The 21,000-nt window shown below is 41.3% G+C and carries 17 protein-coding genes, 2 tRNA genes and 4 pseudogenes; 8 read left to right on the top strand and 15 right to left on the bottom strand.

Annotated elements, in window-relative coordinates; genetic code table 11:
• Nucleotides 1-103 precede the first annotated feature (103 nt).
• The 3 genes from DTA23_RS29495 to glmM all read right to left on the bottom strand — a co-directional run bounded on the left by DTA23_RS29495 (nucleotide 104) and on the right by glmM (nucleotide 2,703).
• On the bottom strand, nucleotides 104-538 hold the full coding sequence (locus DTA23_RS29495; protein ID WP_256604386.1) for a cation:proton antiporter domain-containing protein: 435 nt from the start codon (nucleotides 536-538) through the stop codon (nucleotides 104-106).
• 70 nt (nucleotides 539-608) lie between these two features.
• Nucleotides 609-1,232 (bottom strand): nuclear transport factor 2 family protein, encoded by a 624-nt coding sequence (locus DTA23_RS19630; RefSeq protein WP_256604384.1) that lies wholly within the window; start codon nucleotides 1,230-1,232, stop codon nucleotides 609-611.
• Nucleotides 1,233-1,320: 88 nt separating this feature from the next.
• Nucleotides 1,321-2,703: a phosphoglucosamine mutase gene (gene glmM, locus DTA23_RS19625; protein ID WP_112375756.1), complete on the bottom strand. Its 1,383-nt coding sequence runs from the start codon at nucleotides 2,701-2,703 to the stop codon at nucleotides 1,321-1,323.
• 200 nt (nucleotides 2,704-2,903) lie between these two features.
• Here glmM and DTA23_RS19620 point away from each other — a divergent pair, with 200 nt between their 5' ends.
• Together DTA23_RS19620 and DTA23_RS19615 are read left to right on the top strand one after the other, a co-directional pair.
• Nucleotides 2,904-3,485, top strand: coding sequence for a phosphatase PAP2 family protein (locus DTA23_RS19620; protein WP_070563716.1), 582 nt, complete (start codon nucleotides 2,904-2,906; stop codon nucleotides 3,483-3,485).
• Nucleotides 3,485-4,294 carry a ZIP family metal transporter gene (locus DTA23_RS19615; RefSeq protein WP_070563719.1) on the top strand — a complete coding sequence of 270 codons (810 nt, stop codon included), beginning with the start codon at nucleotides 3,485-3,487 and terminating at the stop codon, nucleotides 4,292-4,294. The genes DTA23_RS19620 and DTA23_RS19615 overlap by 1 nt, the downstream gene beginning before the upstream one ends.
• Before the next feature lie 5 nt (nucleotides 4,295-4,299).
• Here DTA23_RS19615 and DTA23_RS19610 read toward each other — a convergent pair whose 3' ends face one another.
• Nucleotides 4,300-4,749 carry a MarR family winged helix-turn-helix transcriptional regulator gene (locus tag DTA23_RS19610; protein WP_070563722.1) on the bottom strand — a complete coding sequence of 150 codons (450 nt, stop codon included), beginning with the start codon at nucleotides 4,747-4,749 and terminating at the stop codon, nucleotides 4,300-4,302.
• Nucleotides 4,750-4,877: 128 nt separating this feature from the next.
• Between DTA23_RS19610 and DTA23_RS19605 the strand changes: the two genes are divergently transcribed.
• From DTA23_RS19605 to DTA23_RS19590, 4 genes are all read left to right on the top strand, one after another.
• Nucleotides 4,878-5,117 carry a FeoA family protein gene (locus DTA23_RS19605; RefSeq protein WP_046672175.1) on the top strand — a complete coding sequence of 80 codons (240 nt, stop codon included), beginning with the start codon at nucleotides 4,878-4,880 and terminating at the stop codon, nucleotides 5,115-5,117.
• Nucleotides 5,117-7,219 carry a ferrous iron transport protein B gene (gene feoB / locus DTA23_RS19600; protein ID WP_112375755.1) on the top strand — a complete coding sequence of 701 codons (2,103 nt, stop codon included), beginning with the start codon at nucleotides 5,117-5,119 and terminating at the stop codon, nucleotides 7,217-7,219. Before DTA23_RS19605 ends, feoB begins: the two co-directional genes overlap by 1 nt.
• Nucleotides 7,220-7,225: 6 nt before the next feature.
• Nucleotides 7,226-7,387: a FeoB-associated Cys-rich membrane protein gene (locus DTA23_RS19595; protein WP_083295845.1), complete on the top strand. Its 162-nt coding sequence runs from the start codon at nucleotides 7,226-7,228 to the stop codon at nucleotides 7,385-7,387.
• Nucleotides 7,388-7,774: 387 nt separating this feature from the next.
• Complete coding sequence (locus tag DTA23_RS19590; RefSeq protein WP_046672150.1) at nucleotides 7,775-9,193, top strand: amino acid permease; 1,419 nt, start codon at nucleotides 7,775-7,777, stop codon at nucleotides 9,191-9,193.
• 70 nt (nucleotides 9,194-9,263) lie between these two features.
• Here the strand turns inward: DTA23_RS19590 and DTA23_RS19585 are convergent, their stop codons facing one another.
• From DTA23_RS19585 to mnmA, 3 genes are all read right to left on the bottom strand, one after another.
• A complete protein-coding gene (locus tag DTA23_RS19585) occupies nucleotides 9,264-9,806 on the bottom strand; it encodes a GNAT family N-acetyltransferase (RefSeq protein WP_112375754.1) in 543 nt (180 codons plus the stop codon).
• Between the two features lie 52 nt (nucleotides 9,807-9,858).
• The gene (locus DTA23_RS19580; RefSeq protein WP_112375753.1) at nucleotides 9,859-10,923 is read right to left on the bottom strand and encodes a PA0069 family radical SAM protein; all 1,065 of its coding nucleotides are present in this window, start codon (nucleotides 10,921-10,923) and stop codon (nucleotides 9,859-9,861) included.
• Nucleotides 10,924-11,110: 187 nt separating this feature from the next.
• A complete protein-coding gene (gene mnmA / locus DTA23_RS19575) occupies nucleotides 11,111-12,202 on the bottom strand; it encodes a tRNA 2-thiouridine(34) synthase MnmA (protein ID WP_046672147.1) in 1,092 nt (363 codons plus the stop codon).
• Nucleotides 12,203-12,391: 189 nt separating this feature from the next.
• On the opposite strand from mnmA, the gene DTA23_RS19570 reads away from it, so the two are divergent.
• Both DTA23_RS19570 and DTA23_RS19565 read left to right on the top strand, forming a co-directional pair.
• Nucleotides 12,392-12,464: transfer RNA gene (locus DTA23_RS19570), tRNA-Phe, on the top strand.
• Between the two features lie 42 nt (nucleotides 12,465-12,506).
• Nucleotides 12,507-12,579, top strand: a tRNA-Phe gene (locus DTA23_RS19565).
• A gap of 248 nt (nucleotides 12,580-12,827) precedes the next feature.
• Here DTA23_RS19565 and DTA23_RS19560 read toward each other — a convergent pair.
• The 8 genes and pseudogenes from DTA23_RS19560 to fucP form a co-directional block, all read right to left on the bottom strand.
• Nucleotides 12,828-13,618 (bottom strand): annotated as a pseudogene (locus DTA23_RS19560) (L-fucose dehydrogenase).
• Nucleotides 13,619-13,797: 179 nt separating this feature from the next.
• On the bottom strand, nucleotides 13,798-14,625 hold the full coding sequence (locus tag DTA23_RS19555; RefSeq protein WP_070563734.1) for an amidohydrolase family protein: 828 nt from the start codon (nucleotides 14,623-14,625) through the stop codon (nucleotides 13,798-13,800).
• Between the two features lie 25 nt (nucleotides 14,626-14,650).
• Nucleotides 14,651-15,509 (bottom strand): annotated as a pseudogene (locus DTA23_RS19550) (fumarylacetoacetate hydrolase family protein).
• A 41-nt stretch (nucleotides 15,510-15,550) separates the two neighbouring features.
• Nucleotides 15,551-16,317 (bottom strand): annotated as a pseudogene (locus tag DTA23_RS19545) (SDR family NAD(P)-dependent oxidoreductase).
• 2 nt (nucleotides 16,318-16,319) lie between these two features.
• Complete coding sequence (locus tag DTA23_RS19540) at nucleotides 16,320-17,633, bottom strand: alpha-L-fucosidase (RefSeq protein ID WP_112376529.1); 1,314 nt, start codon at nucleotides 17,631-17,633, stop codon at nucleotides 16,320-16,322.
• Between the two features lie 49 nt (nucleotides 17,634-17,682).
• Nucleotides 17,683-19,341 carry a UxaA family hydrolase gene (locus tag DTA23_RS19535; RefSeq protein WP_112375752.1) on the bottom strand — a complete coding sequence of 553 codons (1,659 nt, stop codon included), beginning with the start codon at nucleotides 19,339-19,341 and terminating at the stop codon, nucleotides 17,683-17,685.
• Nucleotides 19,342-19,343: 2 nt separating this feature from the next.
• Entirely contained in the window at nucleotides 19,344-19,676 is a 333-nt protein-coding gene (locus tag DTA23_RS19530; RefSeq protein WP_046672141.1) for an L-rhamnose mutarotase, read from the bottom strand.
• A gap of 10 nt (nucleotides 19,677-19,686) precedes the next feature.
• Nucleotides 19,687-20,952, bottom strand: a pseudogene (gene fucP, locus DTA23_RS19525) (L-fucose:H+ symporter permease).
• Nucleotides 20,953-21,000: the final 48 nt, after the last annotated feature.

Below are 21,000 nucleotides of genomic sequence, written 5' to 3'. Positions count from 1 at the left end.
CCCTGCCCGGAAGGAAAGAAACAATCCGCCACTAACCACGGCCAAGACCCCGACTACTCAAAATGCTCCGCAACAATATACATCAGGTAAGGTGCAATAAGGGTTATGGGTGTTGAAATACTCGACGACTTAGCAACATAACGTAGGAATATATAGAGGATGTGACCGATGACCAGACCAACGACAACCCCATGACCGATAACATCAGAAACTGCGTCGTCGCATTGCTCATCACAAACTGGCCAGTAAGAATCGCAATGGATGCAAATCTAAATACCGTCAATGAGGCTGCATCATTCACTAGGCTTTCCCCTTCCAATATCGCAATTCCACGTTTCGGAATACTTACCCCTTTCAGGACAGAACTAGCAGCCACGGCATCTGGAGGAGAGATAATCCCACCCAGTAAAAAGCCCAGCGCCAAGGTAAATCCCGGAATAATACTGACCGAAAAGTAGGCAATCGCCAGCGATGTGAAGAAGACCAAACCAAAGCCCATGATAAAAATAGACCGTCGCCACTTTAGAAAATTCCCCAATTGGTATACCAGGCCGCTTCAAAAAGCAAGGGTGGCAAAAATACCATAAACACGATATCGGGATCAACACTTATGACAGGTGCCCTGGGATCAACGAGATCACAAGTCCGCCAATAACCAACAGAATGGGGTAAGAGATCTTGAGGCGTTGGCTCAGCACAAATAACATAGCCATAAAGAAAAACAGCACCATCACCAATAACAGGTTACTGTGAATTTTCTGACCTGCCTTTCCACCTACGGCCGCTTTCACATCCGCATAAGGTGCCGACATGGACATGCTGTATTGACGAAGCTTCCATTCATTGTCCTGCTTACTTAATACGCCCACGCCACGAAAGGACTTGGTATTGATCTTAAACGTTTCATCAAACCAGGCCGTCGTGCTATCGGCATTAAAGCTGATATGCCGCTTGTCATAGGTGTAGGTCCAGGCATTTTTTGGATTGAAATATTGATCGGTGAACTTCTCTGCATGTGCTTTATCCCACCTTTCATCATGATCAGTACCCAAAATAACGCCATCTGAAGCAATAACATTCAAAAACGGGCCATACTTTACCTCGCCCGAGGTTTTGTGCCAACGGTCTAACAGCCCATTGATTTCGTCCATTGGCTGCTGGGCATTTGTCGGAAAGACAAATAAGATTAAACTAAGAAAACAATACGTACCTAAAATGATCTTTCTAATCATACATTATAAAACTTCGTAATCGCTCAGACAATACGCTTTCGCTGAGATCACTCTTAAAAAAAAAAGCTGCGTATGCAGCTTTTTTTTTTTATTTAATTATTTCTTCAATTTCGCTGATAATCCGCTGCGCGATCTGCTCAGCAGCTTCAGGCGTAGGTCCCTCCGAGTAAATCCGAATAATCGGTTCGGTATTCGATTTACGCAAATGCACCCATTCATTTTCAAAGTCTATTTTCAAGCCATCGATTGTCGAATGGTCTTCATGCTTATATTTTTCCTCCATTTTGGCCAATAGGTTGTCAATGTCCAATTCCGGAGTCAGCGTGATCTTGTTTTTTGACATAAAGTATTGCGGTAAAGAAGCACGATATTCGGAGGCTTTTTTACCAAGCTTAGCCAAATGTGTCAAGAAGATGGCCACGCCTACCAGCGCATCACGGCCATAATGAGATGCCGGGTAGATAACACCACCGTTTCCTTCTCCGCCAATGACAGCATCGACTTCTTTCATCTTTGTAACCACGTTGACTTCGCCCACAGCCGCCGCATAGTACTCGCCACCATGTGCTTTAGTCACATCACGTAGTGCGCGTGTAGAAGATAAATTGGAAACGGTATTTCCTTTTTTATGCTGCAATAAATAGTCCGCTACGGCAACTAGGGTATATTCTTCACCAAATAGCTCGCCATCCTCCATCATAAAGACCAATCGATCTACATCCGGATCTACGGCAATCCCTAAATCAGCTTTGTGTTCAATAACCGCAGCCGATAGATCCGTCAAATTCTCTTTCAATGGTTCTGGATTATGCGGGAATTGACCATTTGGCTCACAATGGATTTTAAAGATTGTCTGTACACCAAGTGCATCCAATAACGCTGGAATAAATGTACCACCGGTACTGTTGACTGCATCCAAAGCAACTTTAAAATTAGCCGCTTTGATGGCTTCTTTATCCACATATTCCAGTGCCAACACAGCGTCTACATGTTTCTGTAAGTATGAATAATCTTTATGAACTTGTCCCAGTTCTTCCACTTCGGAAAAATCAAAGTCTAAGGATTCACCAAGGGCCAATACTTCTTGCCCTTCAGCATCTGAAATGAATTCACCCTTTGCATTTAATAACTTTAGTGCGTTCCATTGACCGGGGTTGTGTGAAGCAGTAAAAATAATACCACCCGCTGCTTTTTCCATCGGTACGGCAATCTCTACCGTTGGCGTTGTTGAAAGACCCAGGTCAACCACATCAACACCGATGCTTTGTAGGGTTCCAATCACCAAATTACTTACCATCTCACCAGAAACACGCGCATCTCTTCCGACAACAATTTTTTTGATACCACTCTGCTTAACAATTATTTTGCCATAAGCAGCTGTAAACTTAACGATATCTATTGGGGTAAGTGCCTCTCCAGCACGTCCGCCGATCGTACCTCGTATTCCTGATATTGATTTAATTAAAGTCATTTCTTTTGAATTGATTAACGTGTAAATTTAGCACAATGGCAATAAAATATCGAATTAAAATTATAATTAATGAATATTTAACGTATATTTGTTGCAACAAAGTTGTTTTTAAAAGAAACAACCGTTTGCAATGAAATTATTTTTACTTTTGAAAAGTGAGTTTTTAAAGTTTGGGAATTTCATTGTCATCAGCAACATTTATGATTCAACAATTAGTACACATCGATCAAGAGATTTTTCTGGCCATTAATCAAGGCTTGAGTAACCCCGTATTTGATTGGTTATTGCCGATATTACGCAATCCATACACTTGGGCACCTTTGTATTTATTTCTGATCATATTTTTCATTAAGACCTATGGAAAAACAGGTATCCTAATTGTTGCCATGACCTTGGTTACTTTCGGAATTTCCGATGGTATATCCTCTCATTTGATCAAAAAGACTGTAAAAAGGATTAGACCATGTAACGACGTGGAGTTTAAAGAAAATGTCAACATCCGAGTGCGATGCGGTTCGGGCTTCAGCTTTACATCCTCTCACGCGGCCAATCATTTTTCCCTAGCTTTTTTCTGGATTGTACTTTTCCGGAGAAGATGGAAACATGCGCTTTGGCTTTGTATTACCTGGGCAACCCTAATCTCAGCCTCTCAAATTTATGTTGGTGTCCATTACCCGTTTGATGTCCTGTGTGGTTCAGCCTTAGGTATTCTGGTTGGATTGGCAACAGGCTACTTATTTAAACGGTTTGTGCCTAGCTTTTTTAAAACTGAACACGTATAATGAATTCAATTTTATTGATTTTAATTTTATTCATACCTGCATTTGCAAGTGGAATTGCTGTATTTTTTGTACAAAAGAAAGGAACCAGCTTCCTTAAACTCATCCTTTCTTTTAGTGGAGCCTATTTATTCTCTATTACTGTGCTTCACCTCATTCCGCATGTCTATCAGTCCAACAATACTTCACCTGAAGTATTGGGTATTTATGTACTTGCTGGATTTCTTTTCCAGCTATTTCTTGAACAGTTCTCCCAAGGGATCGAACATGGCCATATCCATACCGAAAATGATCATGACCACCATAGCCATCGTTTTCCAATCGGTATTATGTTCAGCCTATGTCTTCATGCTTTCCTCGAGGGAATGCCACTTGCGGCTACACATCAGACAGAACTTGCACTAGGCATATCCATCCACCACATTCCGGCCGCATTTGCGTTGGGAAGTATTCTAATAAGCACACATTTAAAGAAAAATACCATCCTCATTACACTGGCTTTATTTGCGGCAATGACCCCTTTTGGCTTTTTGCTGAGCAAAGCCATCAGTGCAGGTGAAGTAGGGAATATCCAGCAATATTTTGATAAAATCATGGCCGTCGTTATTGGTATCTTCTTACACATATCGACGACGATACTTTTTGAATCGGGCTCCATTGACCATCATAAATTCAATAAAAAGAAAATGATCGCTGTGATTGCAGGTGTTGCGATTGCACTCGGAAGTTTCTTATTTGTCGGAGAACATGATCATGGGCACGATCAACACCAACAACCGCATGATCATGAACATCATGACCATGCGCATTAATTTCTTTAGCCGCGAAGTTTATCCAACAGTGTACTTAACGTCATTGCCTCTTCTTCACTAATTCGATTGGGTAAAAGATCCTTCATCAGCATTTCCTCATCTAGATTCTTAAGAATCTCCAAGCCCTTCTCGGTGATAACCAAATCCACAGCCCTTTTATCTCCACCCGATTGACAACGTGAAACCAATTCTTTGGAAACCATGCGATCAATCATACGCGAGATGTCAGGGGTGGTACTCAACATTCTTGATTTAATCAGATTATTGGTTGCAGGCTTAGGATATTGGCCCCTCAATATGCGCAAGACATTAAACTGTTTCAAAGTGATCCCTTCTTTGGCAGCTCGCTGTTCAAGCTCATTGTTAATCCAATTGTACGTATATAGAATATTTACCGTACAACGATGCCATTCATTGCTGAATTTACTTACTTTGATTTCGTCCTCAATCTTCATTCTGGTTGATAATTAATCGTTCTGAATAGTAAAGATAGCTGTTTTTTACTAAATACATAACTATGACATTAGAATCATTCTAAATGGTAGAAATTCTGTATATTTGAAGAATTCAAAAAAACAGGCAGATGCGTAATAGAACTAGCTTAGATAAGCTAAAAAAAGGGGAAAAAGCGGTAATTATTGATTTTGATTCACACGAAATTCCAGCTAAATTTTTCGAATTGGGGTTTATACCTGGTACTGAAGTAGAAGTGAAACATATCGCACCTTTGGACGGTCCCATATGTCTAAATATTAGTGCTAATAACGCCTTAATTGCTATCCGCAAATCAGAAGCTAAAGTCATCCTTATTGATCAGAAATAATGAATAACCCGATTATTGCACTTTTGGGTAATCCAAATGTGGGTAAAACATCTCTATTTAACCGGATTACAAAATTAAATCAGAAAGTAGGAAATTATCCCGGTATTACGGTCGAAAAACGTGAGGGGCAAGTAAAAGCCAACAACAAAATTTATCGTATTATTGATTTACCGGGAACATATACCCTGTTCCCAACTTCGCTGGACGAAGAAGTTGTTTTCAACACTTTAGTCAATAAAGAAAGTAGTTTCAGACCTAACCTTGTCGTTGTCGTCGCTGAACCTACGAACTTAAAGCGGTCTATTATTCTTTATCAGCAGGCCCGGGAGCTCGGTCTGCCGGCCATCTTTGTCATCAATATGATAGATGAAGCCAAAGAAAAAGGAATTACAATAGATGTTCAGAAGCTTGAGCAGCTATTAAATACAAAAGTCTACGAAACCAATGCACGTACGGGACAAGGTATCGATCAGCTGATCAAAAACTTTGATGCTGTTCCGCCCATGTATATCAGCAAATTTAGCCTACCCAAAGAAGCTGATGCCGCATTAGAAGAAACCAAACGTCTTTTTCCATTAGATACGGAATACCATACCTGGCAATACCTGGCCAAAGGCGAGGTATCCTTTTTATCGAAAGAAAAAAATCAGGCGATTCAACAAATCCGTGAAAAACACCAATTACGCGCCGAGAGACTGCAAAAAGACGAAGCCATTTTGCGTAGTAAGTCCCTGGATAGCAGCCTTGCTGAAATCTATGCAAAGGATGAATCCTCCAATAAAAACAAAACCAATACGATTGATAGCATCCTGCTTCATCCCATCTTTGGCTATGTCATCTTCTTTGGAATCCTCTTTTTAATCTTCCAGGCAATTTATACCTGGTCTGGACCAGCCATGGATTTTATCGATGGTTTATTTGGTGATCTTGCAGCCTATATACAAACAGCATTGCCGGCAGGGCCATTGACCGACTTGCTCAGCAATGGTATTATCAAAGGTATTGGCGGAATTGTGATCTTCATTCCACAGATCGTTATTTTATACATCTTTATCTCGATCATGGAAGAAACGGGCTATATGAGCCGTGTTGTTTTCCTGATGGACCGCTGGCTTCGCCCTTTCGGGCTGAATGGAAAATCAGTGATTCCATTGATTTCGGGCGTAGCCTGTGCTGTTCCTGCGGTTATGTCGGCACGTAACATCGAAAATAGCAAAGAAAGACTGGTCACTATTCTGGTAACGCCTTTTATGACCTGCTCAGCACGTCTACCTATTTATATCGTTCTGATCGGACTGGTGATACCGGACACGAAATTAGGGGGCTTTCAAATACAAGGTATTGTATTGTTTGTGATGTACCTACTTGGAATATTCGCAGCTTTGCTATCGGCGATTATCCTGACCAAAGTCATCAAATCAAAACACAAATCATTTCTAATCTTTGAACTCCCCACCTATAAGACTCCAGATTGGAAAAACGTAGCCTTAAATGTATGGGAAAAAGCATCAAGCTTTGTTTTCGGCGCAGGTAAAATCATTTTAGCCATTTCCGTTATCCTATGGGCATTGGGTAGTTTTGGTCCGAACGATAAATTTAGCCGGGCGGAGGAATATGTGACAAAAAATAACCCCAACCTGTCCGAAGCCGATTTGGACCATGAAGTTTCATCTTACCGTCTGGAACACTCTTTCCTTGGCTATCTTGGCATGGCTATTGAACCTGTTGTTGAACCATTAGGCTACGACTGGAAGATGGGCATAGGTCTTATTTCTTCGTTTGCTGCCCGTGAAGTTTTTGTAGGCACAATGGCCACAGTATATAGCCTTGGTGACGAAGTGGATATCGAAGATGAAGCATCTAAAACAACGGTATTAGGCAAAATGAAAAGCGAAATTAACAGGAATACCGGTTTACCGGCTTATAATTTAGCTTCTGGTGTATCCTTATTACTTTTCTATGCTTTTGCTATGCAATGTATGAGTACAATTGCAGCAGTAAAGAGGGAAACAGGCTCGTGGAAATGGACTTTGATACAGCTTGGTTTTATGACAGGCTTGGCGTATTTCAGTGCCTTGATTGCTTATCAACTTTTAAAATAAAAAGCTATGGATAATTTAACAGTACAATATCTCATCGTAGGAATGCTCGTTTTGGCGGCTGTGTGGTATGTCGTTAAAAATGTCCGAAAATCACTAAAGGGCAAGTCGAGCTGCTCGAAAGGCTGCGGATGCGACTGCGGCGTAGAAAAAACACAAAAAGCAAATTAATTTATCTTTTTGAGTAGCATTTACAAATAAGATTTCGTTATTAGTTAGAGTGGCCAAAAATCACACTAGCTGCTAATTCATAAAGCGCCGTATTTCCAAATTACGGCGCTTTCTATTTCTGAGTCAAACAGGCCCCTCGCTATTGTTTATAAAAAAACAACGAAATACATTAAAACCACAACAGAATGTGCACAAATACCTAAGTGTTTTATTAACTTTATGCGCTTAGGGCAAATCGTTCGCTGGGAAGCTTTACGATAAACAGGTAATTCTTCTGGCGTCATTGATTTTGCTCAAACGATCCTTGGCGGGAGCAAATAGCCTCATGGGTTTTTCCGTATCTAAGGACCAGATTAAAACAGACTAGTAACCGTATTAACCATACACATGGAGAAACAGAACAATAAGGAGGAGTTAAAAAGAGGACTTCAAAACAGACATATTCAATTAATTGCCCTGGGTGGTGCAATCGGAACGGGCTTATTTCTAGGTATTGGGAAGGCTGCCACATTGGCTGGGCCAGCTGTTATCCTCGGCTATGCTTTCGCCGGAATTATTGCTTTTTTTATTATGCGCCAGTTGGGTGAGATGGTTGTTGAGGAACCTGTTTCAGGAAGTTTTAGCTACTTCGCCAATAAATACTGGGGTTCTTTTGCGGGTTATGCTTCGGGCTGGAACTATTGGGTGCTGTATATCTTAGTCAGCATGGCCGAACTCACAGCGATAGGCGTTTATGTACAATTCTGGTGGCCGGAAATACCTTTATGGGCATCAAGTTTATTTTTCTTCTTTGCAATCAACGCCCTTAATCTTGCCTCAGTCAAAATTTATGGCGAGACGGAATTTTGGTTTTCCATTATCAAGGTTGTTGCAATCATTGCCATGATTGTTTTTGGTGCATATTTATTGGTAAGCGGTACTGGAGGGGAGCAGGCAAGTCTCAGCAACCTGACTTCACATGGTGGTTTTTTCCCAAAAGGTTGGTTTAGCCAAACAGCGGATGGAAGTTTTGAAGGCCTTCTTTCCGCCATAGCATTGATCATGTTTTCTTTCGGTGGCCTGGAGTTGGTTGGTATCACTGCTGCCGAGGCCGAGCATCCCGAAAAGAACATCCCCAAAGCGACCAACCAGGTTATCTATCGAATCTTAATCTTTTACGTAGGTGCATTGATTATTCTTTTCTCTTTGACACCGTGGACAAATATCACCGCCGATACAAGTCCCTTTGTGCTGGTGTTTGACAAACTCAATGGGTTTGAATTTACGATCTTTGGAAAGACCTTCTATTTCACAAAAATTATCGCAAATGCGCTAAATCTTATTGTCCTTACCGCTGCATTATCTGTTTATAATAGCAGCGTGTACAGCAATAGCAGAATGTTATATGGATTGGCAGAGCAGGGAAATGCACCCCGTTTTCTTTCGAAACTCAACAAGAATCATGCGCCTATTAACGCGATTTTAGTTTCGGCACTGTTCGCGGCGATTTGTGTATTTATCAACTATGTAGCACCTAAAAATGCCTTGGAGATCCTGATGTCGCTGGTGGTATCTTCACTGATTATAAACTGGGTCATGATTTCCATTACACACTTGTATTTCAGAAAGAATAAACTCGATGCCCACTTACGCACCAAGTTTCCATCCTTTCTGTATCCTTTAAGTAATTATATCTGTCTGATCTTTTTGATCGCTGTACTTGGCATCATGTGGATAACAGGGATGAAACTTCCGGTAGAATTGATCCCTGCTTGGCTTATATTACTCTATGTGAGTTATGTTTTGATCAAAAGAAAGAAATCTTAGTTCACAGAACCTTGATCTTGTCCATAAAAAAGCCTGATTCATTGCATGAATCAGGCTTTCTTGCTAAAATTTAATGCGGGTATTCCTCCTCGAGAATAGCAAATTCATAATTGTCGCTCCAACCATCTTTTAACGGCAAAATTTTCCGTCTGCGCGCCTCTTTGACCATGCCGACTTTCTCCATTACTTTAGCGGAGGCGATATTTCCAACAGCACAACCGCCCTCAATTCTATGAAAATTAAGTTCCTTGAAACCAAATGTCAGGATTCGGTTCAATGCCTCTGTTGCATAGCCCTTATTCCACATTGTCGGAACAAGCTTAAACCATACTTCTGAATTTCGATAGCGCAGCTTGACAACACTGATATTAATTAGACCAATAAACTCTTTCCCTTCAAGGGTTTCTATATAAAAGGTATAATCCTTTCTGGCATCCAATTCATTGATTTGCGCCGACCAAGCTTCCACCATTTGCTCTGTATGGGCTATTCCATTCGGAAATCCACTCGGATTAAATAATGCAGATTCAGGATACATTAATAGGGAATGGATCTTTTCCAAATCTATTTTCTCTACGGATCTAAGCTTGAGCCGTTCTGTTCTAATTTCCATGTTTAAAATTACACAAATGGCTTAATTTAATGCTACCATTTGACAACAATAACTAAAATAAGCCCAGCTGCGTTCCTGCATCGGGCAAGCGGAAAAGATCTCTTCTCAAGGAGGGAAGCGTCCCATTATTCATAAATTTCTTGACGGAAAGCTTGAATAAATGCTGTAAACTCTCAGCCATATGGCCATCCCCTTTTATCCTCCGTCCAAAATCGGTATCGTTAATTTTTCCACCATGACAGGCTTCGATCCAGTGTAATACCTTTTCAGCACGATCAGGATAGTTTTGATAGAGCCAATCTTTAAAGATACCACCGATCTGTCCATTGAGCCTCACGATGGTATAAGAGGCCGTAATGGCTCCCGCATCTGCTCCCGAACGAATCAAATCTGAAATCTCATCACTATTGATCCCCGGAACGATGGGGGCCATCATTAACATGACGGGTACACCAATCCCTGTCAATCCCTCGATCAGTTTCAAACGGGCCGACGCTGTAGCAGTCCGAGGTTCCATTTTCTGACGTACCTCCTCGCGCAGCGAATTGATGGTCACAGCAACGGAAACCAGATTGTGTGCTGCAAGCTCGCGCAAAAGATCAAAATCCCGTCGCATCAGTACATTTTTGCTGATGATAGAGACCGGATGTTGGTATTTGACCATCAATTCTAAAAGCGAGCGTGTGATGCCCAGCTTCCGTTCAATCGGTTGATAACAGTCCGTATTGCCTGAAAGCATAATCAAATCGGGTTGATAGCTCGATTTTCTAAACTCCTGTTCGAGAAGCTGAGCCGCATTATGTTTTACTAGGATCTTACGTTCAAAATCCAACCCAGCACTAAAGCCCCAGTACTCATGCGAATTGCGCGCGTAACAATAAATACAACCATGCTCACAGCCCTGATAGGGATTAATGGATCGTTCAAAACGTAGATCCGGGCTATTTGATTTGGATATAATGGATTTTGGATGTGTCGGAATAAATTGTGTTTTCTCGGCACCCAAAAATTCTTCATCCAGCCCCTCCACATGTTCCAGCACGTATTGATTAGAAAAAAATTTGTTATTGGGATTGATCTGCGCCCCTCTGCCCTTCAAATATTCCGATGAATTCATAGGTTAAAATTACTAATTTTATTAGCAAAAACAAATTAAAATTTCCAATTTTTCACAAAGCGGGAAAGCGAATATCTTCTAGTTTGAAGTCCCAATAAAGCGTATTTTAAACCAAATAAAAATCCCTATACCGCAGCGGCAGTATAGGGATTAAAATTCTTATTTTAGATCTCAGTCCAGCTTCTATTTATTTCATTAAGAAACCACCACCGAGTAAATCATTGCCTTCATAAAAAACGGCCGATTGCCCTGGAGCAATACCTTTCACATTGTGCACAAAATCTATACGCACTTTATCGCCTTCTTGGGATATGGTCGACAAAGCACCAGAGTCTTTGTAACGTACCTTTGAAATTGCTTCCATCGGTTGATCTAGTCCTGCATATTTCACAAAGTTCACATTACGAACGTAAGCATGTGACTTTTCAAGTTCATGTTCTTCACCCAATACGACCGTATTACTTTCCGGAAGGATCTCAATCACAAACATCGGTTTACCCAAGGCAATACCTAAGCCTTTACGCTGACCGATGGTGAAATAAGGGTAACCAATATGTTTACCTACAACGGTACCATCGGAAAGAATAAAGTTACCGGGACCAATTTGTTGATCCAACGTTGGCACCTTATGTCTCAAAAACGCACGGTAGTCGTTGTCAGGAACGAAACAGATTTCATAACTCTCCGACTTATTGGCCAATTCCTTCTGTCCCATATCCAAAGCCATCTGACGAATCTCCTTTTTCGTGAAAGATCCTAACGGAAACTGTGTCCGGGCAAGATTTTCTTGTGATACGCCCCATAAAACGTAAGATTGATCTTTGTTTTCATCCTTACCTTTTGATATCACATAACGACCATTGTCGTGCATACGGATATTAGCATAGTGCCCGGTAGCGATAAACTCACAGTCCAATTTGTCAGCGCGTTTCATCAAAGCCTCCCACTTAATGTGGGTATTACACAACACGCATGGGTTAGGCGTGCGCCCAGCAATATATTCTTCTACAAAATTGTCAATCACAAAATCTCCAAACTCATCACGTATATCTAATATATAATGAGGGAAACCATAGTTTACGGCTAATGTACGAGCGTCATTGATACTATCAAGGCTACAACATCCGGTTTCTTTCGACGAGCCACCTGCGGATGCATAATCCCATGTCTTCATCGTGATACCGATAACCTCATATCCTTGTTCGTGGAGCATGACAGAAGCAACGGAGCTATCTACCCCTCCACTCATTGCAACTAAAACTCTTCCTCTTTTACTCATCTCTAATTATTGAAATGCAAAGATACAGCTTATTCCTTTTCCTATATGTTAGTTTCTTGTAATTTTATCTCGATCAAAATCAACACGTTCGAAAAAAAGTACGAAAATAATCTGCATAAAAGTTTTAGAATTCAAATTATCGGACTATATTTGCATCGCAATAGGGGAACAAACCCATAGCAAAAAAGCGGTGCCATAGCTCAGCTGGTAGAGCAAAGGACTGAAAATCCTTGTGTCCCTGGTTCGAACCCAGGTGGCACCACGCTTCAATCTGATGATCACAGATTTAAATAAAAGGTCAACTGGTGCCATAGCTCAGCTGGTAGAGCAAAGGACTGAAAATCCTTGTGTCCCTGGTTCGAACCCAGGTGGCACCACAAAAAAAGCTTGTTCAATGAACAAGCTTTTTTTGTTTTAGCTAACTGCATTTTATATAACATCCCCCCCACATCTCCGCCGTATAGAAAATTCATCATACTCCTACTGCCTGAATTCAATGGGTGTTATTTTCATTGATTAATTGAGGGATATTATCAAAAAAAAGATCATGGATTTTGGAAATGAACCGGCGTTGTCTTTTTAAAATCCACTCAAGTTTAATTTCCAAAACCCAATCGCTTTTCTGCTACGATTCAGCAATAATCGACCGATCAAGATGCACATAGCCACCGTCCACATGAATCAATTGACCAGTTGTATGACTTGATTTGTTAGACAGCAAAAAGACTGTTGTATCGGCGATTTCCGCTGCTGTGGTCATGCGATGCTCCAATGGAATGCGGTCCGTAATTTTTTTCAATGTCTCCTCCGGATTTGATAAGGTTTGAATCCAGGTATCGTATTGGGAGTTGCACATTCTGCCACAATAATGGCATTGACACGAATCGAGTAAGGCAACAATTCTACAGCCCACTCTCGCGTAAGTGCATTACGTCCACCATTGGATGCCGCATAAGCCGAGGTATTGCCCTGCCCTGTTTCACCAGTTTTGGACGAAATATTCACGATACTGCCCTTAGATGCTTTCAACGCATCCAAAGCGTGATGTGCCATCAGATAGTAGTGAATTAAGTTCTTATGTAGCGAAGCAACAAATCTTTCATAGTTGCCCGATGCCAATCCAACACCATCATTTTGTCCGGCATTATTCACCAAACCATCGATCCGCCCGTACACTTCCAATGTCTTTTGAACGGCTCTTTCACAATCTTCGGGTTTAGATAATTCTGCTTCAATACAGAGTGCATCCACACCAAATTGCTTTATTTCTTCTTTGACTTTTTCATTATCAGCTTGTTTACGGCCAACAATGACAGGAATAGCCTGTTCTTTAGCCAACGCGTGGACTACAGCCCGCCCGATTCCTTTTGCTCCGCCGGTAACAATAACAACTTTATCTTTTAAATGAAGATCCATAATACTTTTATTGAATGGTTTGTTTCATTGATTGTGGTTAACATTCGCAACAATGAATTCGTTCTCTGGTTATTGAATAATTTATATTGACGTCATTAAGCCCATTATCCAGCTTCATGACCAATAAAAAGCTTCAGCATGCTATTTTTCCCTTTCATAGCATGCTGAAGTTTTTCCTTTTAAAGATTATACACGCGTATTGCGTTCTCTGCCCAAAATGCGTTCTTCTCTTCAGCCGTAAATTGCCCTAATTTATCCTCAACGATGGCAATACTTTCTTCGTAGGATGCCGCCAATAGACATACCGGCCAATCTGACCCGTACATAATGCGCTCCTTTCCAAAACGCGCAAAGATATGCTCCAGATATTGCTTAAAATCATCAAGTTTCCATCCTTCCCAATCGGCCTCTGTTGCAAGTCCCGAAACTTTACATACGACATTTGGAAAGGCAGATAGCGCATCGATAAACGCCGCCCACTCATCAAATGCTTTCGACTTGATCGGCGGTTTGGCAATATGATCCAATACAAATTGAAGATTTGGATTTTGCTGCACACAATCCAACGTTGCCGCATAATGTCGTGGACGGATGAGCAGATCATACGTATAACCATAATCTGCTAAGGCCTTCAGCCCGTTTAATACCGCAGGGCGAATGAGAAAATCAGGGTCAGCTTCTCCTTCAACAATATGACGAAATCCTTTGATGACCGTAGCTGATTGATAGCCATCCAACTGTTGTCGAATATCCGCTGCTTGAAGATCAATCCAGCCCACTACGCCTTTAATAAAAGGATAATCACTAGCCAGCTGAACCAAATAAGCAGTCTCTTCGTTGGATTGATCCGCCTGAACAGCAACACTCCCTCCAAATCCATTTCGTTCAAGCACAAATTGAATATCCAAAGGGGTGAAATCACGTCTGATGACTTGCATTTCTTCGGTAATCCAACTATCTCTAATTGGATCGAATTTCCAGAAATGCTGATGGGTATCTATACGCATAATGAAAAGAAAACCTAATGAGCAATTAATTTTTTGAATACGCTACCACAGTCTGACGGGACTCTCCAAGACCATCTGCTCCTAACTCGATCACATCGCCAGGCTTCAAATAAATCGGTGGATTAAATCCTAACCCAACACCTGCAGGTGTACCTGTTGAAATAACGTCGCCAGGCAACAAAGTCATAAATTTAGACACATAGGATACTACATGCGCCACCGAAAAGATTAAATCCTTGGTATTACCATCTTGGTAGGTTTTTCCGTTTACCTTCAACCATAGACGCACATTGTTGATATCTTTGATTTCTTCTTTTGTCGCCATGAAAGGTCCCATCGGTGCAAACGTATCACATCCTTTTCCTTTATCCCAAGTACCGCCACGTTCCAGCTGATACTCACGTTCGGAAACATCGTTGTGCAATACATAACCGACCACATAATCTAAGGCTTCATGCTCTTCTATATAAGAAGCTTTTTTACCGATCACAATACAGAATTCCACCTCCCAATCTGTTTTTACAGAATCTTTCGGAATCATCACATTATCGTATGGACCTACCAACGAAGTGGTCGATTTCATAAAGATGATCGGTTCAGCAGGAATTGGTGCATTTGTTTCCTTGGCATGGTCTAAATAGTTCAATCCAATACAAACAATTTTGGATGGGCGGGCAAAAGGTGCTCCGATACGTTCGCCTTGAGGAACTTCCAATCAACTTACCTTCATTTGCCTTCACAAATTCTTCTAAACGGGCTACACCATTCTCTGCAAAGAATTGTTCATTGTAATCACCACCAAATGCGCTTACATCGTAATTTACACCATCGATCTGAACACCTATTTTCTCCTTGCCTTGAGCTCCAAAACGTATTAATTTCATTTTTATAGTATTGAGATAAAAGATATTTTATTTTTAGCTTTTTAATTATTCAATTTAATAAAACCACCGTCAATAGGGTAGTCATTTCCAGTAATAAATCCAGCATCGTCACTACACAAGAAAAGTGCTAATTTGGCAATTTCTTCCGGTTGCGCCATGCGGCCTATTGGTTGGCTTGCTGATAGTTTTTCAAAACATTTCTTCCTCTTTTCCAGGATAGTTTTTTTGCGATAAATCCATCCACAAAATGGGGTATGTACACGTGCAGGCGAATGCTATTGCAACGAATACCATAGGCCATGTAATCCCGTGCTACAGACATTGACATCGCGTAAATAGCCCCCTTGCTCATCGAATACGCAAAACGATCCGTGATACCAACCCATGCAGCTATGGATGCTAAATTAAGGATTGCTCCCGAACCCTGCGCCTTCATCATCGGCACAATAGCATGCAATGCATTATAAGCTCCCTTAACATTCACATTAAAAACACGCTCAAAATCTTCTGATTGACAATTTTCCAAATTACCAACATGAGCGATACCAGCATTATTTACTAAAATATCAATTTTTCCGATATTTTGTGCTATAGCAGTAATTTCTTGTTGATCAGTTACATTACAACGATTAAATGCAGCCTGACCACCCAAAGCCAAGATCTCATCAACTACAGCCTTACCGCCATCTTCATTCAAATCCAGAATATGAACTTTTGCTCCTTCTGCAGCAAATTGCAGACTGATCGCACGGCCTATCCCACTACCACCACCGGTAATTACAGCTACTTTTGTTTCTAATTTTCCCATTGTTATTTAATTGTTAATGTCAATACCAAATCTGCTTCATCTGTCGATGTTGGCAAATCCAAGCGTAGACTATTGTTCTTATAACTAAACTTAATCTCTTTCTTTCCGATAAATGTGCTTACTTTTTTCACCTGATAAGGAAGGTTATTAATCAACAATTCCTTTTTATCCGTTTTAAACACATGTAGATACACTTGGTTTCCTTTTTTTGTCAACGCATAATCGTCTGTTGGTGACACCGCCCCACCCGCTGTTCCATAGATTGTTTCACCATACACCGATAGCCATTTTCCAAGTTCTTTCAAGCGCTCCTGTTGATAGTCCTGAATCTCACCGTTTGGCATCGGGCCAACATTGAGCAATAAATTGGAACCATGACTAGCTGCCTTGACCAGGTATTTCAGCACTTCCTGAAAGGATTTTCGTGTCCGATCTTTCAGCTCAAATCCCCAAGATCCTGCAATTGTTCCACATACTTCCTTCGGTAGTTTCCCAACATCATGCGCTTTCGTGCCGAACCCAGTAGTATTCTCTCCAGGTAAATCACGTTCGAACATCTGAAAATCTTCCCCTTCAAATGGCGCCAGATGGTGGTTGTTACCCACCAAGCACTGTGGCTGTAAGGTATGAATCAATTCATAGATTTCTTTGAAATGCCAATCTTCATTGGGCTTGTCCCAATGACCATCAAACCAGATCCCATCGATCTCACCGTAGTTGCTCAACAGCTCCGTTAATTGGCTTTTCATAAACTGGACATAATGATTCCAATCCCCTTTCGTTGAATCGCGCCCCGCAATGCCACCACCCGTTTTACCAACAGGCAGATAATCATCCCGGTGCCAGTCTAAAAGCGAATAGTAGAACATCACTTTTATCCCTTCGGCACGGCAAGCTTCCACCAACTCTTTCACAATATCGCGTTTGAAGGGAGATTTCTTCACCACATTATAGTCCGAAACCTGGCTGTTCCACATCGAAAATCCATCATGATGTCTGGTCGTAAAGGTGATATACTTTGCCCCTGCCTGTTTAAATAACTTCGCCCATTCTTTCGCATTAAAGGAAATTGGATTGAAAAATTTAGGCAGCAATGCATATTCATCCAAACTGATATTCTGGTTGTTCATGACCCACTCACCATCCCCCAGCACACTATATACCCCCCAATGGATAAAAACACCAAACCGAGATTGTTCAAACCACTCCCTATTTTTCAGATTTTCGGGACTCGGTTGATAATGTTGCTGGCTATAGCTCGCGGATACTGATCCCATCAGCAAGGCTAAACCACAGATTACATGTTTAAGTTTCATATGTAAATGATTAGTTGTCATGGATTTTCAATAAACTCATTATACCCAACTACAAAGAAACACCTCTACGCCATGGTATGAAATCGTCTTGCCCCAACAACACCGCCTTCGGTTTCACTTCACCAGAAGCAACCTCTATTACATAATCCCAAATACGGTGTGCGGCTTCCTCAATAGTCTCTGTACCTTCGATAATGGTACCACAGTTCAAATCCAGGATATCGGGCATTTTCTCAAAAGTCTTGGTATTTGTTGATAGTTTCACAACAGGTGCAATCGGGTTACCTGTAGGGGTACCCAGCCCCGTAGTAAACAAGACAATATTAGCACCTGCTGCCACTTCTGCAGTTGTACTTTCCACATCATTACCAGGCGTACATAATAAGTTTAACCCCGGACCGTTGGCCAATTCAGGATAATCAATCACTGCTGCAACAGGTGATGTTCCTCCTTTTTTGGCAGCCCCAGCAGACTTAATTGCGTCAGTAATTAAACCATCACGAATATTGCCCGGAGAAGGATTCATATAGAATCCCGAACCATCAGCTTCAGCTTTTGCGTTGTAAGTACGCATCAGCGACATAAAACGCTCCGCCGTTGGCTCATCGATACAACGATCACTCAACTCCTGTTCCACGCCGCATAATTCAGGAAACTCCGCCAGAATCACCGATCCGCCTAAAGTCACCAAAATATCTGATACAAATCCGAGCGCCGGATTGGCCGAGATGCCCGAAAATCCGTCTGAACCACCACATTCCAGACCTATACACAATTTGTCCAATGAGGCTGGTTTGCGCTCATTTTTATCCGCTTGCATCATCCCTGCAAAAGTTGCTTTAATCGCCTTTTGCATAAGCTCTTTTTCAGTTCCTTCTTTCTGTTGTTCGAAAATATACAGTGGTCGATCAAAACCTGGACTTCGCTTTTCAATTTCAGCTTTCAGAATGGAAGCCTGCGCATGCTGACATCCTAAACTCAATACCGTTGCCCCCGCCACATTCGGATGGGTGATATAACCAGCCAAAAGGCCACATAAGGCATCCGAATCCATGCGGGTTCCGCCGCAGCCCATTTCATGGTTTAAAAACTTGATTCCATCGACATTTTTGAACAGGCGTTCCTGCTCACTGGAAGTCGAATTAGCAAGTAGATCCTGACTAAGAATCGCATTTACATCAGCACCAGACTTATATAAGCTAATGAGATCTTCTACCTCAGACACGTAATTATTGGCTTTTACTTTATAGCCCAACTTTTCTTCAAAAGCAGCCTTCAGGGTCAATACATTTCTATTTTCGCAAAAAACCAATGGAATAACCAACCAGTAATTGGCCGTTCCAACAGTCCCATTTGAACGGTGGAATCCATTGAACGTTTTATCTTTAAATGCAGAAACATCAGGTTTTGTCCAGGCTGTCTTGCGATTGCCCATTTTAAAATCTTCCGACGCATGGCGCAAGTTTTCAGTGGTAATGAGTTCCCCTTCAGCTAGGGGAGTATTCAATTTTCCTACCAGAACACCATACATCAATATCTCCGTATCTTGTTCCATTGGCTGGATGGTGAATTTATGTTTGGCAGCAACAGCTTGCTTTAATGTAAATTCCTTACCTTCAAAAACAATCGTTGTTCCCGCAGCCAAGTCCTGTAATGCAACAAGGACATTATCCATTGGATGGATCTGTAAATAGCGCTGTATAGCCATAATTATACTAATTCAAATATTTTTGTCATCATTACCCATTTCTCTCCCGGCTTTGCCCCCGGAATGGCCGCCTGGTATTTCCACATCAGCTGTTCCCATTCCTGTACTTTTTCATTGGCAGCATCCATAGCCGATTTTTTCTCAAATGAAAAGTCTTCACCCACCTCCATGTTCATAAACAATCTATTTTCAAAACGATAGATCTCCATCTGCAGAATACCTGCATCCAGAATCGAACGTTTTATTTCCGGCCAAACCTCACGGTGGTAATCCTCATATTCCTTGATCAATTGTGGATCGTCCACAAGATCTAAAGCCATGACATATCTTTTCATTACTAACTAATTAATGTGATTTAAGATTTTCGGTTTCCGCAATACTGATATTTCTATTTTGGAAAGCAAACAATAAGACAACAATAAAACAAACCAATGGCACAAAATAGCCATACTGGAAATGTCCTGTTTTATCCGAGATAAAGCCCAAAATTGGAGGTAACAAAGCACCACCAACAATAGACATGACGATCAAACTGGAAGCAGATTTGGTATCGGCACCGATACCTTGTACACCAAACGCGAATATCGTCGGAAACATAATAGACATAAAGAATGCAATACCGATCAATGCATACAAGGTCTGAATACCTGATCCGAAGATGACAAATAGGGATAGAACGATCGCTATAGCGGAATAGATGATCAGAAGCTGGGATGCTGATACAAAACGCATAAAAAATGTACCGATAAACCGGCCCAACATAAAAGCCAATCCCGCAAACCCAGCATAATCGGCCCCATCCTTACCCGATATGCCCGCAGCTTCTGTTGCATACAATACCAGGAAGCTTAAAATACAGACTTGCGCTCCCACATAGAAAAATTGAGCCACCACGGCCCAACGCACATTTTTATGACGCAACGCGTGGAAAAAACCAGCTCTACCTTCTTCCTCGGCATCTTTGATATCAGGTAATTTGGTAAAGAAAAACAAGGCAGCGATCAATAAAATCAATATTCCCAATACTACATAAGGCAATTTCACAGCAGCTGTTTCCGACTGAATATACGCCATCTTTGCCTGCTCAGCCATTTGCGCCAGTTCTTCCTGTTATTTGGGTTCATGGGATAAAATAAATTTTCCACCAAAAATCGGAGCAACAAAGGCTGCTAGTCCATTAAAGGACTGCGCAAAATTAAGCCGTTGCGCCGAAGAAGCTGGATCTCCCAAAATCGCTACATACGGATTTGCAGCGGTTTCCAGAATGGTAAGACCACAGGCTACAACGAACAATGCCCCCAAAAAGAAAACATAACTTATCGTATTGGCCGCAGGTACAAAAAGAAAACAGCCAATGGCAAAAAAGATCAATCCAATCAAAATACCCGCTTTATAGCCATATTTTTTCATGATAATTCCAGCAGGAATCGCCATCACAAAATAAGCGATAAATACAGCCGAATCGACTAAGGAAGCCTGGAAATGGGATAAACTAAAGGCATTCCTCAAATGCGGAATTAAGATCGGATCAAGGTTATGAATAAATCCCCAGAAAAAGAACAAGGATGTCACCAAAATCAAGGCAAATGCGTAACTCTTTTTATTCGTCATATTTTTCAAATGGTTATAAGTAGTTATTTAATGTAAAATAAGCTTAAA

This window comes from Sphingobacterium multivorum, from assembly GCF_900457465.1.
Classification (GTDB): Bacteria; Bacteroidota; Bacteroidia; order Sphingobacteriales; family Sphingobacteriaceae; genus Sphingobacterium; species Sphingobacterium multivorum.
The sequence above is the reverse complement of the archived record's forward strand: the minus strand, read 5'-3'. Positions and strand labels throughout refer to the sequence as shown.

Bases quoted from the DNA above. Each gene is read 5' to 3' on its own strand.
- DTA23_RS19630 (WP_256604384.1), bottom strand. From the start codon at position 1,232: ATGATTAGAAAGATCATTTTAGGTACGTATTGTTTTCTTAGTTTAATC.
- glmM (WP_112375756.1), bottom strand. From the start codon at position 2,703: ATGACTTTAATTAAATCAATATCAGGAATACGAGGTACGATCGGCGGA.
- DTA23_RS19620 (WP_070563716.1), top strand. From the start codon at position 2,904: ATGATTCAACAATTAGTACACATCGATCAAGAGATTTTTCTGGCCATT.
- DTA23_RS19615 (WP_070563719.1), top strand. From the start codon at position 3,485: ATGAATTCAATTTTATTGATTTTAATTTTATTCATACCTGCATTTGCA.
- DTA23_RS19610 (WP_070563722.1), bottom strand. From the start codon at position 4,749: ATGAAGATTGAGGACGAAATCAAAGTAAGTAAATTCAGCAATGAATGG.
- DTA23_RS19605 (WP_046672175.1), top strand. From the start codon at position 4,878: ATGCGTAATAGAACTAGCTTAGATAAGCTAAAAAAAGGGGAAAAAGCG.
- feoB (WP_112375755.1), top strand. From the start codon at position 5,117: ATGAATAACCCGATTATTGCACTTTTGGGTAATCCAAATGTGGGTAAA.
- DTA23_RS19595 (WP_083295845.1), top strand. From the start codon at position 7,226: ATGGATAATTTAACAGTACAATATCTCATCGTAGGAATGCTCGTTTTG.
- DTA23_RS19590 (WP_046672150.1), top strand. From the start codon at position 7,775: ATGGAGAAACAGAACAATAAGGAGGAGTTAAAAAGAGGACTTCAAAAC.
- DTA23_RS19585 (WP_112375754.1), bottom strand. From the start codon at position 9,806: ATGGAAATTAGAACAGAACGGCTCAAGCTTAGATCCGTAGAGAAAATA.
- DTA23_RS19580 (WP_112375753.1), bottom strand. From the start codon at position 10,923: ATGAATTCATCGGAATATTTGAAGGGCAGAGGGGCGCAGATCAATCCC.
- mnmA (WP_046672147.1), bottom strand. From the start codon at position 12,202: ATGAGTAAAAGAGGAAGAGTTTTAGTTGCAATGAGTGGAGGGGTAGAT.
- DTA23_RS19555 (WP_070563734.1), bottom strand. From the start codon at position 14,625: ATGCGTATAGATACCCATCAGCATTTCTGGAAATTCGATCCAATTAGA.
- DTA23_RS19540 (WP_112376529.1), bottom strand. From the start codon at position 17,633: ATGAAACTTAAACATGTAATCTGTGGTTTAGCCTTGCTGATGGGATCA.
- DTA23_RS19535 (WP_112375752.1), bottom strand. From the start codon at position 19,341: ATGGCTATACAGCGCTATTTACAGATCCATCCAATGGATAATGTCCTT.
- DTA23_RS19530 (WP_046672141.1), bottom strand. From the start codon at position 19,676: ATGAAAAGATATGTCATGGCTTTAGATCTTGTGGACGATCCACAATTG.